This window comes from Lysinibacillus sp. BSL11, from assembly GCF_052928325.1.
In genome coordinates this window covers 146,621-161,319 of record NZ_JAVGCX010000010.1, presented here as the reverse complement: position 1 = coordinate 161,319, position 14,699 = coordinate 146,621, and the positions used below count along the sequence as shown (strand labels likewise).

Annotated in this window: 14 protein-coding genes; 6 read left to right on the top strand and 8 right to left on the bottom strand. The window is 36.7% G+C overall.

Annotated features, from left to right (window positions below):
* Positions 1-45 precede the first annotated feature (45 nt).
* Positions 46-567: a sigma-70 family RNA polymerase sigma factor gene (locus RCJ95_RS13885; protein ID WP_221681049.1), complete on the top strand. Its 522-nt coding sequence runs from the start codon at positions 46-48 to the stop codon at positions 565-567.
* A complete protein-coding gene (locus RCJ95_RS13880) occupies positions 554-1,489 on the top strand; it encodes a DUF4181 domain-containing protein (protein ID WP_257520383.1) in 936 nt (311 codons plus the stop codon). Before RCJ95_RS13885 ends, RCJ95_RS13880 begins: the two co-directional genes overlap by 14 nt.
* A gap of 35 nt (positions 1,490-1,524) precedes the next feature.
* Here RCJ95_RS13880 and RCJ95_RS13875 read toward each other — a convergent pair whose 3' ends face one another.
* Genes RCJ95_RS13875 through RCJ95_RS13845 form a run of 7 tightly spaced genes read right to left on the bottom strand, consistent with a single transcriptional unit; the run spans position 1,525 to position 8,169 of the window.
* A complete protein-coding gene (locus RCJ95_RS13875) occupies positions 1,525-2,763 on the bottom strand; it encodes a permease (RefSeq protein ID WP_312128125.1) in 1,239 nt (412 codons plus the stop codon).
* Positions 2,764-2,786: 23 nt separating this feature from the next.
* On the bottom strand, positions 2,787-3,485 hold the full coding sequence (locus RCJ95_RS13870) for a response regulator transcription factor (RefSeq protein WP_004226027.1): 699 nt from the start codon (positions 3,483-3,485) through the stop codon (positions 2,787-2,789).
* Between the two features lie 38 nt (positions 3,486-3,523).
* Positions 3,524-4,276 carry a sensor histidine kinase gene (locus tag RCJ95_RS13865; RefSeq protein ID WP_312128127.1) on the bottom strand — a complete coding sequence of 251 codons (753 nt, stop codon included), beginning with the start codon at positions 4,274-4,276 and terminating at the stop codon, positions 3,524-3,526.
* Between the two features lie 37 nt (positions 4,277-4,313).
* Complete coding sequence (locus RCJ95_RS13860; protein WP_131521280.1) at positions 4,314-5,306, bottom strand: ABC transporter ATP-binding protein; 993 nt, start codon at positions 5,304-5,306, stop codon at positions 4,314-4,316.
* Positions 5,303-6,316: an ABC transporter ATP-binding protein gene (locus tag RCJ95_RS13855; protein WP_221681045.1), complete on the bottom strand. Its 1,014-nt coding sequence runs from the start codon at positions 6,314-6,316 to the stop codon at positions 5,303-5,305. Before RCJ95_RS13855 ends, RCJ95_RS13860 begins: the two co-directional genes overlap by 4 nt.
* Positions 6,317-6,331: 15 nt before the next feature.
* Positions 6,332-7,252, bottom strand: coding sequence for a nickel ABC transporter permease (gene nikB / locus RCJ95_RS13850; RefSeq protein ID WP_221681044.1), 921 nt, complete (start codon positions 7,250-7,252; stop codon positions 6,332-6,334).
* A gap of 14 nt (positions 7,253-7,266) precedes the next feature.
* On the bottom strand, positions 7,267-8,169 hold the full coding sequence (locus tag RCJ95_RS13845) for an ABC transporter permease (RefSeq protein WP_257520377.1): 903 nt from the start codon (positions 8,167-8,169) through the stop codon (positions 7,267-7,269).
* A 182-nt stretch (positions 8,170-8,351) separates the two neighbouring features.
* Here RCJ95_RS13845 and RCJ95_RS13840 point away from each other — a divergent pair, with 182 nt between their 5' ends.
* The 4 genes from RCJ95_RS13840 (at position 8,352) to RCJ95_RS13825 (ending at position 13,467) form a co-directional block, all read left to right on the top strand.
* Positions 8,352-9,911 (top strand): glutathione ABC transporter substrate-binding protein, encoded by a 1,560-nt coding sequence (locus RCJ95_RS13840; RefSeq protein ID WP_446722418.1) that lies wholly within the window; start codon positions 8,352-8,354, stop codon positions 9,909-9,911.
* A 45-nt stretch (positions 9,912-9,956) separates the two neighbouring features.
* Complete coding sequence (locus tag RCJ95_RS13835; RefSeq protein ID WP_312128133.1) at positions 9,957-11,207, top strand: amidohydrolase family protein; 1,251 nt, start codon at positions 9,957-9,959, stop codon at positions 11,205-11,207.
* A complete protein-coding gene (locus RCJ95_RS13830) occupies positions 11,204-12,421 on the top strand; it encodes an amidohydrolase (protein ID WP_221681040.1) in 1,218 nt (405 codons plus the stop codon). Before RCJ95_RS13835 ends, RCJ95_RS13830 begins: the two co-directional genes overlap by 4 nt.
* 146 nt (positions 12,422-12,567) lie before the next feature.
* Positions 12,568-13,467, top strand: a complete 900-nt coding sequence (locus RCJ95_RS13825; protein WP_257520374.1) for a DMT family transporter — start codon at positions 12,568-12,570, stop codon at positions 13,465-13,467.
* A gap of 20 nt (positions 13,468-13,487) precedes the next feature.
* Here the strand turns inward: RCJ95_RS13825 and RCJ95_RS13820 are convergent, their stop codons facing one another.
* The gene (locus tag RCJ95_RS13820) at positions 13,488-14,699 is read right to left on the bottom strand and encodes an MFS transporter (protein WP_446722417.1); all 1,212 of its coding nucleotides are present in this window, start codon (positions 14,697-14,699) and stop codon (positions 13,488-13,490) included.

The window sequence follows — 14,699 nt, the reverse complement described above, 5'->3', positions numbered from 1 at the left end:
GTTCGGATTACGACTATAGGGTGAATGTTTATAGGAGGTGTTTGGATGAGTGAGCATTTAGTGGCCATTATGAAAGAACACGGAGAATATTGCTTACGTGTGGCTTATCTTTATGTAAAGGATTGGGCGATGGCAGAAGAAATAGTCCAGGATGTCTTTTTTTCTTATTATCGGCAGCGGGATCGCTTTGAACATAGAGCATCTCTAAAGACCTATTTAGTTAAAATAACTGTACATAAAAGTCATGATTATTTACGAAGCTGGAAAAATAAACGCCATCAACTTTTTGAAAAATTGCATATTGGTGCAAGTAAACGAACACCAGAAACGCTGCTATTAGCACAGCATGAACGGTCAAACTTAACAAATGCTTTATTTGAGTTGCCTATTACTTATAGAGAAGTCGTCATTCTTTATTATTATCAGGAATTAAAGGTTAGAGAAATTGCAGATATTCTTACATGTGCAGAAAATACAGTTAAAACCAGATTGCATCGAGCAAGGAAAATGTTACAGGAAAAATTAGTGAATAGTGAGTGGGAGGTGTTAATGGATGACTACTTTTAAAGAGAAATTGGATCAAGAACTTGGTGAAGCACCACGATTTACACAATCCTTACAGGAGGATATTTTACGGCAAGTGCGGAAAACAAAAAAAACAAGACGCTGGACATATCCCTTGATCATCATAGGCACGATTGTCATGTTTCTATTGATAATAGAAATCGGTCCATTAGGGCAGATAGAGCAAAAGCAACATGCTTCAATTGTTCAGTTAGCACAGCAGCAATCAATAAAAAAATATACAATGATTTATAATTCAGATGAGGAGATCTTTAAGGCTGGAAGACCTGGGTGGGTCATTGGACAACGAGTAATGGAGCAAAGTTCAGAAAAAGAGTTATTACATCAACTATTACAGCAAGCTACAATGAAACAAATGAATGAGCGTACCTTTTTTAGATTACAACGTGATGTCTGGGTAGAGTTTGAAAAAGGGCAGGTTATGAAGCTGAAAATGTTCATAAACGAGGAGGATATCGGAATTGTTGATTATGACAACAATTCATTTTATAAAGTAGATAATAAAGAGCTGGCAAAGGCTTATTTAGATCTTGCTCTCAAAGAAGATGCTAAATTGGGAATGTCAGGTTTAATCGTTATGCTAGTTTTTCTCATAGCTATCCAAATGCTTGTCGATAAACTAATGAGGAAAAAATTTAACATACCAAAGGAATATGTCAATAGTCGGCATAGACGTGCTGTTTGGGCTATTAAAATTTTGAATACCATGATGCTCATGGTGATCATAATAAAAGGATGGATTTTATTTACTGTTATCATTGGAGGATATTTAGCTGTCAGCCTTTTCAGCTCTATTTTTATTGACTATTACTATGGTCGAGAGGAAAAAAGACATTATGTTTCCATTAGTTCGGCCATTGTTGGCTTGCTATCACTAATTCTATTCTTATTTTATATCAGTTAAATAAAGTATAAACCTGAACCCGAATAATCTCGAGTTCAGGTATTTTTTTCTATCGTTTCAGTCTGAAGCATTAATTGATAAATACTTGAGATCATAAAGCTTGCAGCTAATCCGTAAAGCGTATTAAAGCTTAAACCAACACCAATTCCAATGATGATGGAAAGCAGGATGACAAGCCAACTATGCTTATGAACATGACGATTCGTAAATAAAAGGATTAACACAAACGGTAGCATGGTAATGTGCAGGAAGGCAAAAGAATAAATAACACCTAAAATCGTTAAATCGATAGATAAGAAACAGGTGAATAAGATAATCATTAGGCCAATCAAATAGAAATAATAGGGTCTTTTGATCACAAAAAAACGTTTCGTTGCCCGCATGTCCACAAGCAAGGTTGTGACAATGGCTAATAGGACAATGACGAGAAAAGCAAATGTAAGAAAGCCTGGTTGCACTTCATATAAAAACGTAAAAATCAGTACTTGGAATTGGCCAAATGATCCGCTGTATAGGGCAATCATTAAAATCGCAGTAAATGATAGCGTTAATAACGCTAAAATTACACCTGAGGAAAACAGACTGCGACGTACTTTTTTAGGTTTTATAAAGGCAATTAAATACCATGTTGATTTATCAAAAAATACTTGTCCTAAAACGGCTAGTTGAATAATGACATAGAACAGCAGAATTTCGCTATTTTTAAAATAAAATAAATAAGGGTGATATAAGCGAATACCCTCATATACGGTGCTTGCCCCATTTAATACAAAGTAATAAATAGGGATAAAAATAAGTAATGAAAAAAGAGCAATAATAAATAAAATTTCCAACCATAGTATACTTTTCACTGACATGATGCGGTCAAGAAGTAAGATGCCGATTAAAAAGAAAAAAAGTGTAATAGGTACTGGAATATTTAACATAATTTCAGACAATACACTAATGCTTATTAATTGAATAAGCCAAAGTTCAATACCTGTTAGCAGGTAAAATAGACGTATAACCTTTAAATTCATACCAGACAATTTACGCTGTATGGTAAAGAGCAAAAAACTTTGTGTATGCTGATTTTTTGTGTAATCGCTCTTATTCAACAATGAGCCAAGTATGATAAACGAAATAGCTGTTGCTAATGTATAACAAATGCCCGCCATAAAACCAAAAGAAATAAGGGCTGAAGGAGAGGACAATAATAAATTACCATTAATCCATCTCGCTAAAAGAATAATGACTCCTGCTGCTGTGCTTAAACTTGCAAATGGAACAAGCAATGAAAACTTCCTTAACATACTATCTAAAGACCTTTACTCATTTTAGAGGATTTATATTGACGTGGTGATTGATTATATTTTTTCTTAAACGCAACACTAAAATAGTGCTGACTATTAAAACCACAGCTCTCAGCAATCGCAGACATACTTGTGTCTAGATTTTCATTGATTTTCTTTACAGCCATTTCTAGGCGATAATTATTAATATATTCATTAATGCCAATAGACTGCTCCTCCAAAAATTTCCTACTTAAATAGCTAGGATTCAAATGAATTTTTTCAGCAATAATATTGAGACTCAGTTTTTCATAATAGTTTTCATGAATATAGGAAAGTGCGCTTTGGATCGCATCATGGTTAGAACTCCACACCTTATATTTCTCCACAATCGCATCTAATTCACTTGCAATGACTGGTTTTGTAAGATAATCCTTTACTCCGATCCGCAATGCTTGTTGGGCATATTCAAACGTTTGATAAGCTGTTACCATGATGATGTCTACCTCATAAAGCGCTTTTAATTCCTTGCTCAACGTGATTCCATCTTTCCCAGGCATTTGAATATCCAAAAAGGCGATAGTCATACGGTGCTTTTTAGCTAATTGCAGAGCTTGTGAGGCATCTTGGGCAGTATGGAAGGTCCAATTTGGAAAATGTGGCTTTAATAAATAAATCATTTGCTCAAGCTCTAATGGCTCATCATCTGCGATTAAAATATTCATGGTGAGATTCTCCTTTCTCCTTCCAGTTGATAGAATGCCTAAGCAGGAACATGGATTGTAACGGTGTAATACTGTTCATTGTTTTGAATCGAGAATAAAATATTTTCTAGCCCATAGATAAGCTCAAGTCGTTTTCTAATATTTTCGAGACCATAACCTTGCTGCAGTTCGTCTACTACCTGTTCAGTAGTCATTTCTATTTTTTCTAATGGCTGTGTATTTTTAATTTCAATTAATAAGCTATTATCCATTTTTTTGATTATAATGGATAGCTCTGCAGGTCCTATATGTTTTTCAAAGCTATGTTTATATGCATTTTCAATAATGGTCTGCAGAATAAAAGGTGGTATTTGGACGGATAGTGCTTTATCATCAACATATTTATTTACAGTCAAACGATGGCCAAATCGCAATTGTTGAATATTTAAATAACTATCGACAAATTGTATCTCGTTCTTTAACGCAATTAACACCTCATGATTATTGTATTTAAATTTAAAAAATGTTGCCAAAGCCTCCATGCCCGCAACTAAATCTTCCTTCCGATTGATGCGAGCTAGGCTTAATAATGAATTTAATGCATTGAAAAAGAAATGTGGCTGTATTTGCTGATTCAACTGAAGAATATTTGCTCTTTGTAAATCCTGCTCAAGCTCTAAATTTCTTTTTTCCTCCTCAAGGCTATCGATTTGCTTTTCGAAAATAAATATAAAAGTAAGCAGAAAAGCTCCAATAATTGGAGCAATTACACATAGGAGAATATATATGTTGAAGGTTTCTGGTTGTAACATAATGACCTCTCCGTTTAATTTATAAGTGTAAGATACATTAAACTAAATTTTCTGCGAAATGGCAAGCTACCTTATGTGTTGCAGTGATGGCTCGTAGTGCTGGTACTTCTGCTTTACATTTATCTGTTGCGAATGGGCAACGTGTGTGAAAGCTACAGCCAGTAGGGGGGCTAAGAGGTGATGGTAAGTCACCTTTTAAAATAATACGCTCCTTTCGATGCTGCTTATCAATGACAGGTATAGAAGAAAACAGTGCTTTTGTATAAGGATGATGTGGCTGAGTAAAAAGAGAATGCTTATCAGCAATTTCTACGACCTTTCCAAGATACATCACCATAATACGGTCTGAAATATGTCGAACAACACTTAAATCGTGTGAGATAAATAAAAAGGTTAAATCTAAATCTCTTTGTAGTTGTTTTAGTAAATTTAGTATTTGAGCTTGAATAGAAACGTCTAGGGCAGAAACAGACTCATCACAAATAATAATTTTAGGATTAACAGCAAGGGCTCTGGCAATACCAATACGCTGACGCTGACCACCAGAAAATTCATGTGGATAACGCTCTAAGTATTCAGGACGTAACCCTACAAGGGACATTAATTCAATCATGCGTGCTTCTTGTTGCTCAGGTGGTACAATTTTTTGAATAGACATGGCCTCTGTTAACATTTTACGAATCGTTCTTCGTGGGTTAAGGGAAGCATAGGGATCTTGGAAAATAATTTGAATGTCCTTGCGTGCCGCACGAAGCTCTTTTTTGTTCATATTCACTAAATTTTTACCGAATAACAATACCTCTCCAGCAGTAGGCTCATCTAATCTTAAAATAGAACGACCAGTTGTTGATTTTCCGCAGCCAGATTCTCCAACAATACTGAGGGTCTCACCAGGCATGATGTCGAAAGATACCCCATCCACAGCTTTTACAACCTGCTGTGGACCGAAGAGCTTTTCTTTTTTTAAGAAAAAATGCTGCTTTAAATCATTTACTTGTAATAGTGGTTGTGTGTGTTGCGCTGTTGTCATACTGTCAGCTCCTTCATAAGTGTGTCTCCTTGCCATTCATTACTGTACATCCAGCATCTTACCTTTTTACCTTGCTCAACAGTCAAAAGCTCAGGCTGTTGTTCACGACATAAATCCGTAGCAAAAGGGCAACGTTCTGCATAACGGCAGCCAATTGGATAATTATAGGGACTTGGGACAGTTCCGTGAATAGTAGATAATTCTTCTTGGTCTTCATATAGCTTCGGTAATGATTGAATTAATCCATTTGTATAAGGGTGTAGCGGTTTTTCAAAAAGACTTTCTGTTGTGCCTTCTTCTACAACCTGCCCCGCATACATAACAGCAATCTTATCGCAGATTTCTGCTACAACACCAAGGTCATGGGTAATGAAGATAATGCTCATGCCTAGTTGTTTTTGCAGGTTTTGAATAATATCAATAATTTGAGCTTGAATGGTTACATCTAGAGCAGTCGTCGGTTCGTCAGCAATTAACACATCTGGTGTACACGCTAGTGCCATGGCAATCATAATGCGCTGTCGCATCCCACCACTTAACTGATAAGGCTCCTGCTTCGCTCTTTTTTCGGGTGCAGGAATTCCAACTAGGCGAATCATATCGACAGCCTTTTGCCATGCTTCTTTACGTGATAAGCCTTGGTGCAATCGAATGGATTCAGCTATTTGCTCTCCAACGGATAACACAGGATTTAAGCTTGTCATAGGCTCTTGGAAAATCATCGAGATTTTATTGCCTCGAATTTTACGTAGCTCTTCATCTGAGAGCTTCAAAATGTCTGTATTATTTAATAAAATTTCGCCATTAATGATTTTACCAGGAGGCGATGGTACTAAACGAAGTAATGACAGGGAAGTCATGGATTTCCCACAACCAGATTCACCAACAATGCCCAGTGTTTCCCCTTTTTGAAGCGTAAAGGATACCCCATCTACAGCTTTGGCAACCCCTTCACTCGAATAAAAATAGGTTTGTAAATTTTTTACTTCCAACACGGTTTCTTGTTTCATCCGTTTTTCCCCTCCTTAGTTTAAATCCATCCGTTTATTAAAGAATCGGTACAATATGTCTACAAAAAGATTAATGAAAACAAATATTAATGAGGCAACAAGAACGCCACCTTGTACGACTGGTATATCACGTGTTCGAATGGCATCTACAATCATTCGTCCTAATCCGTTTACAGCGAAAACAGATTCAACTAAAACTGTTCCGCCAAGTAAACTACCAAACTGTAAGCCTACTACTGTAATAACTGGAATCAAGGCATTGCGTAATGCGTGCTTTAAAATGATGATGTATCCTTTTAAGCCTTTTGCTTTCGCTGTTCGTATATAGTCTTGGTTTACAACCTCTAACATACTAGAGCGAGTCATACGAGCGACGATGGCAGCTCCACCAGCACCAAGTGTGACAGCTGGTAGAATAATATGTTTGGCACTATCCCAGCCTGCTACAGGAAGCCAGTGTAACTGTACAGAGAATACATACATTAATAAAATTCCTAACCAGAAGCTTGGAAGGGAAATCCCTAATAAAGCGACAACCATTAATCCTACATCCATCAATGAATAAGGACGGATAGCGGAGATAATACCCGCAATAAGCCCTAGAACAATTGTGATTAAAATACTATAAAAGGCTAGCTCTATTGTAATTGGTAATCGGGAGATAATTTCCTCGAATACTGGTTGATTATTTTTTAAAGAGTTACCCATATCTCCTTGTAGAAGATTTTTAATATAGTCTGTATATTGAACTGCTAATGGTTTATTGAGTCCTAAATTTTCACGTAATTCTGCCACTGTTTCTTGAGAAGCTCCTTCTCCTGCTAAAATAATCGCTGGGTCTCCAGGAATCATCTGCATAATTAGAAAAACAACAAGCGTTACACCAAGTGTCACAGGAATAATTTGAGCTAGTCGTTTTAAGATAAATAATGTCATGTGTCTTCTCTCCTTTAATTTTTCATTCTTGGATCGAGTGCATCGCGTAAACCGTCACCAAATAAGTTAAAGCCTAATACAAGTATAGAAATCATAATACCTGGGAATAGCGCCATATAAGGAGCGGTAAATAGGAAATCTCGTCCGTTAGAAAGCATGGCACCCCATTCAGGAGATGGTGGCTGAGCACCTAAACCTAAGAATGATAGACCTGCAGCAGATAGAATAGCGGTTGCTAAGCGCATAGATGCTTGTACAATAATAGGTGATAAAATATTTGGAAAAATATGCTTAATTAAAATCGTCATATCATTCGCTCCAAGTGTTTTGACAGCATCGATATATTCTAATTTTTTAACTTCCATTGTTGAACCACGTACTATACGAGCAAACATGGGAATAGAGAAAAACCCAACAGCAATTGTGACATTGATAAGGCTTGGTCCCAATGCACTGACAATCGCTAAAGCTAGCAAAATACCAGGGAAGGCAAGCATGATATCTAAAATTCGACTAATAATAGAATCAACCCATCTGCCATAATAGCCAGCAATAAGACCTAAGAAAGTGCCGATTGTACCACCGAATAAAACAGCTGAAATACCAACACCGATTGATAAACGGGATCCATATAAAATTCGACTTAAAATATCTCGCCCTTTGTCATCCGTTCCCATTAGATGGTCAACGCTTGGCCCTTGTAATTTTTGATCTAATTGTACGTCGTAGGGATCGTAGGGGGCTAAAATGGGCCCGATAAGAAACATCAATATATATAGAAGAATGATGATGCCTCCTGCGACAGCTGCTTTATTTTTTTTGATTTTGTTTAGGAAAGAAACAAGATTCTTTTTTCTAGATGCCTTGCGTGCATTCACTAAAACAGAACGATCAATAGTAGTTGCTACTTTATTCATATCGAATACTCCTTTTCTATTTGAGTTGATTTCAATTTAGTGAAAAGCGTAAAGAATGTAAATATTTTATGGCTTATTAGTCAGAAAATTTAAAAAACACGTAAAAATATTAAAAAACAAGTGAATTTTATTTCTTTATAATTCGAAATGTAAGGAACAAATCACACAAGGAGGAAATGTTGATGAAGAAAATGAAGTTGTTTTTATTCATGGCACTAATGACTGTACTTATTCTGCAAGCCTGCTCTACTGCTAGCAATAATAGTACAGAAGGTTCCAAAGAGGGATCAAAAAGCGTAGGAGGAGAATTAGTTGTTCTAAGAGCAGCAGATGCGACAAGTCTTGATCCTCACTTTATTACAGATATTCCATCAGCAAATATTATTCATGGCAAGGTATATGAAACACTTGTCGCTTTTGATAGAGATCGTAAAATTGTTCCATTACTTGCAAAAGAGTGGGAGCAAAAAGATGAAGTCACTTGGACATTTACATTGAATGAAGGCATTAAATTCCATGATGGAGCAGGTTTTAATGCAGAGGCTGTAAAAGCGACATTTGACCGAATTCTAGATCCTGCAACTGGATCACCACAGCGTGATAAATTATCTATGATTAGTGAAGTAGTGGTAGATGATGAATATGTTGTAACGTTGAAATTAAAAGAACCATATGCTCCGCTTCTATCTATTTTAGCTAGTCAAGAGGGGAGTATGATGAGCCCAAAAGCGATTGCTGAAGCAGCGGACGAATTAGCAACTCATCCAGTAGGAACAGGCCCATTTGTATTTGAAACTTGGAAATCAGGTCAAGAAATTACTTTAACTTCGAATAAAGACTGTTGGGGAACTGTACCGAAAGTAGATAAAGTAACATTTAAAGTTGTACCAGAGGATTCTACTCGTCTAGCAATGATTGAAAGTGGAGAAGCACATATTGCTGAACAAGTACCTGTAACAGAGATTGATCGTATTGATAATTCTTCAACGATGAATTTATTCCGTGCAGAAGGACTAGCAGTAGAATTTATCGGATTCAACGTGAAAGATGCGTTATTATCAGATGTAAAAGTACGTCAAGCTATTAGCTATGCTGTTGACCGTGAAGCAATTATTAGCGGTATTTATGATAATGTAGGAACACTTGCAAATTCTGCAATGAGTCCAAAAATTATTGGATATTCTAGTGAAACGAAACCGTATGACTATGATGTAGTGAAGGCAAAAGAATTGTTAAAAGAAGCTGGTGTTCAAGAGGGAACAAAAGTTAAATTACTGACAAGTGATCGTAAAGAGCGTATCAACATGGCGGAGGTTATTCAATCTCAATTAAAAGGAATCGGATTAGATGTAGATATTCAAGTAATGGAGTATGGTGCATTTATTTCTGAAATTACGAAAGAGCAGCACCAAATCTTTATTAGTGGCTGGGGTAATGCAACGGGTGATGCTGATTATAACCAATACAATCTATTCCACACTGCTTCTATGGGACCTCCAGGAAACCATTTCTACTATTCAAATCCAGAAGTAGATAAGCTAATTGAGCAAGGACGTTCTGAAGCAAACCAAGAGGCACGTAATGAAATCTACAAAGAAGCAATGCAAATCGAGTTAGACGAGGCTGTCTATATTCCAGTGCGTAACTATGAGCATTTAGCAGTTTACAGCAATGCTGTAAAAGGTTTCTGGTTAGATGCATCTAACTACACGATGATCAGTGGCGTTGAAATTGTAGAGTAGTCAAAATTTGGTGATAGACGAAAAAATACCAATTGGGAGGAAACTATGAGTAAACTATTGCTGAAAAATGTGAGATTAGAAGAAGCATATGAGCGCGAAAATGAACACATTGTTGCTACTCGTACAGGTATTTATGATGTTCTAATCGAGGATGGGTATGTTCAACAAGTAGATAAGGATATAGTGGCTGATGGAGATGTAGAAGTAATAGATGCACAACAGCAACTATTAGTCCCTTCATTCCGTGAAATGCATATTCATATTGATAAAACGTATTTCGGCGGAGAATGGCAGGCACCAAGACCCATTACTAAAGGGATTTTAACACGCATTGAAGAAGAAAGAACACTACTACCTAAACAATTACCGACAGCTGCTTATCGAGCTGAGGAAATGGTGAAGTGGCTCATTTCCCAAGGACACACACATATTCGATCACATTGTAATGTTGACCCACAAATTGGGACAAAGCATATTGAAATTACAAAACAAGTTTTAGCAAACTATCAAGATCAAATCACCTATGATATTGTAGCCTTCCCACAGCATGGCTTATTACGCTCCAATGTAGAGGGACTGCTCCGTGAGGCAATGGTAATGGGAGCAACGCTTGTTGGTGGCGTTGACCCATCCATTGTAGATCGCAATATCGAAAAGTCATTGCAAACAACGATAGGTATTGCCCAAGACTATAATGCAGGGATAGATATTCATATTCACACGGCGAACACACTAGGCGAATTTGAATTTTATAAGCTGATTGAGTTAACGAAACAAGCGAAAAAAGAAGGACAAGTCACAATTAGCCATGCGATGGCACTTGCTGATTTAGAACAGTCACGCTTAGAAAATTTAGTTCAAGCGATGGCTGAGGTACAAATGGATGTTACGACAACTGTCCCAATCGATTTGAATCGTTCGACGATACCAATTCCTTATCTTTATAACAATGGTGTCAAGGTATCTGTAGGACATGATAGCTTAACAGATCATTGGTCACCATATGGTACTGGTAATACGATTATGAAATTAAATGTCATGGCGGAGAGATTCCGCTTTATTGATGAATATTCATTAAGTCGAGCTTGGAAATACGCTTCTGGTGGTATCACACCATTGAATGATGCTGGAGAACGGGTTTGGCCTCAAGTTGGTGATAAAGCTAATATGCTGTTAGTGGATGGTGTGAGCACTGCCCATGTGATAGCAAGAAGATGTCCAATTACTACCGTCATTTCACGAGGTAAAATGATACACCAACAGGATGTAGGAGAGTTGAAAGGAGAATTCAGATGAAGCACTGGCTGACAAATGTTCTACTTGAAACAGGAGAATATCTAAAGGAAAATGATACAGTTGGAACGAAAGTGGAGCTTTTTCACCTTGAAATTACAGATGGCTTCATTTCGCAAATTGTACCCGCAACAGACGCAATCGAGTCTCCAAGCGAAGTCACAGATATGAAAGGGAAGCTGCTATTACCTGCCTTTAAGGAAATGCATAATCATTTAGATAAAACTTACTTATCTTTACCTTGGAAGGCTTGTGTGCCCGTAAAGAATTTAAAGGAACGACTTGATCGTGAAGCACAAGAGCTATCCGTTCTTGCTACAACAGGTAAACAACGTGCGACTGCAATGATTGAAAAAATCCTTAAGAATGGTGCGAATCATATTCGTACACATGTCAATATTGATCCATACATTGGATTAAAAAATTTAGAAGGTGTACTAGCGGCATTGGACGATTATAAAGATGTCGTGACATCCGAAGTCATTGCCTTTCCACAGCATGGTCTATTAAGAGATGATGTCCCTAAATTATTGCGTGAAGCTTTACGCAATGGAGCGACGATGATTGGCGGCCTAGATCCAGCTGGCATCGATAACTCGATTGAGCCTTCTCTTTATGAAGTGATGGATATTGCACAGGAATTTAATGTTGATGTCGATATTCATTTACATGATGGTGGCCATGTTGGGTATTACACAATCGATAAATGGATAGATATCGTGGAGGATGCCAAATATCAGGGGAGAACGGCGATAAGTCATGCCTTTTCACTTGGTGATGTATCAGTCATGGAGCAGCATAAAATTGCAGATCGTTTAGCACAACAACAAGTAAAAATAATGTCAACGGTGCCATTTGATTTGCGACGATTAATTCCACCAATTGAATTACTAGCAGAGCGCGGCGTGGATGTCCACTTTGGTTGTGACGGCTTTTATGATTCTTGGAGTCCTAATGGCTCAGGAGATATTTTAGAAAAAGCGACTACTTTTGCAGACATTTCTCGTAAACTTGACGAACGTTCGATTCGACAAACATTAAAATATATTACAAATGGTATCACACCATTGGATGCAAATGGTCAAAAGGCTTGGCCTAATGTGAAAGATGAAGCAAGTTTTGTATTCTTTGACGCAGTTTCAAGCGCTGAAGTTATTGCACGTAAACCATCCAACCGAGTGGTTATGTCAAAAGGTAAGTTTATCAACAAAGTATAAATCTAAATCCCCCTTATTTAGATAACATAGCAAACTAGAAATCTTCTAGTTTGCTATACTTATGTTTTAATAGAAAAGATGAATAAAGGAAAGTAGATTTGCCATTACTTATGTAGAAATCTCTTTATTTGCGGGTGTGATAAAATATGAAACAACTAACAATCTATATGATTTTATTTAGCTGTGTATTTTTTTGGGCTAGTAACTTCATTATTGGCTCTATTTTAATTGACCATTGGGATCCTTTAACAGTCTCCATTTTTAGATTGATTGTCATTGTTCTGTTTTTAGGAAGTATTAGTTGGAAAATAATTTTCCGAACAACATTTACAAGAAATGATTTATTGTTATTGATCCTTGCAGGAATACTAGGCGTTTCCATTAATCACTATAGCTTTTATGCTAGTCTCCAGCACACTTCTCCTATCACTGCCGCTTTAATATTAGCCTGTGCACCGATTGTTACATCTCTACTGAATAAAATGATCTATCATGAATCACGGAACGGCATATTTTGGCTAGGTGCGATACTTTCATTTGTTGGTGTTGGCCTCATCATTACCAAAGGGGCACTTATCACCATTTCAATCGGTGTGGGTGAAGTGTTGAGCTTAATTACAATGCTAAGCTTTGCTTTGTTCCTCATTATTGTCAATCATCTTAGTCAGAAAATGTCAGCCCAGTCGATTACGTTCTATACAAATTTAATAGGTTTACTGGTGCTCGTGCCGTTTTCATTTACTATTTTGCCACAGACGAATTGGCAAGTTGCAATGCCCTACTGGTTTTTGCTCATTTTATCAGCGATTATTATCCACGGGGTAAGCAATTTAATATGGAATCAAAAAATGAAGGAGGTCGGCTCAACAAATGCGTCACTGTTGTTAAACTTTGAGCCAGCTATAGCCATGCTATTGAGTGCGGTATTTTTAAAACAATTCCCTACAAGTGTTCAATTATATGGCTTTTTATTAATTTTAGTAGGAATTTTGCTGTGCATATATTATAAAGAAATGAAAGCAATTGTCCTTGTAAAAAAACAATGAATTAGCAAAAAAAGAGATGCTCATTTTTTGAATACATCTCTTTTTTGCTGTTTCTGTAGCGAATTTAAAATAAATAGGTATGTTATTGGCAGAAAAGCAGTAATGATTACGATACCATGCCATTGAAATAATGACCAAACAGGGCTTAATATTGTGCTTCCAGAGGCCACCCCAAGGTAATAAGCGACCAGATATAGACTAGAGGCACTTCCTTTTTGAGAAAGAGCTAGCCGACTTACCAATGAAGAAGTTAATGCATGAGCAGTAAAAAAACCTAAACATGCTAGACAAAGTCCAATTACAATAATGAAAAGTGACTTGCTTAATGTAAAAAGTATTCCCACAGTTAATAAACAAACACCAAATGTTCGAATGGTATTTAATCCAACTTTTCCTGCAAGTGCATTAGCAATAGGCGAACCAATAATACCTAAACCATAGGCTAAAAAAATAAAAGAAATGCTTTGTAAAGATAATAGAAAAGGAGGCGCTGTTAAGTAATAGGGAATAAATGACCAAACCCCAGTAAAGGATAATTGTAAAATAACTCCTAATCCAAAAAGTATTAATAATTGAGGATTTTTCAAATGGAAACAAAAGCCTTGTAAATCTTGTTGAATCGTACGCTGTTGTACCGAAAAATTTTTGGATTTAGGTAGCATCCACCAGACAATTACCATAACGATGCCCCCCATAATGGCTAATGAAACAAATGCCATTTTCCATGAAAAATATTCAGTGATATACCCCATCATGAGTCTACCAATTGTTCCGCCTAGTGCATTACAAGAAATATACAATGCAGTGGCAAAGCCCATTGATTGTTGATCAATTTCTTCGCTAAGATAGGCAAGTGCTGCTGCAGGTACACCTGCAATAGCAAAGCCCTGAATAAAGCGTAATAAAATAATAGTAGAAAAAGAATCAGTTAGTGGCATGAAGAAAAATGGTATGATGGTAAAGACTATGGATAAATGAATGAATAATACTCTTCCATATCGATCTGATAAAAAACCTAGCACGATTAATCCAACAATTACTGATAGAGTAGTCATAGATACGGATAGACTTGCAACGGATACAGAAATATGAAATTGCTCTGTAAAGAAGGGGAGCAGGGGCTGAACAGAATACATTGCAGCAAAGACAAAAACCGAAGCCCCGCCCAAACTAATGACAATTGTCCAAAAAGAGCGATCTCTTATTGAATAACCCTTTGTATTTATACACAT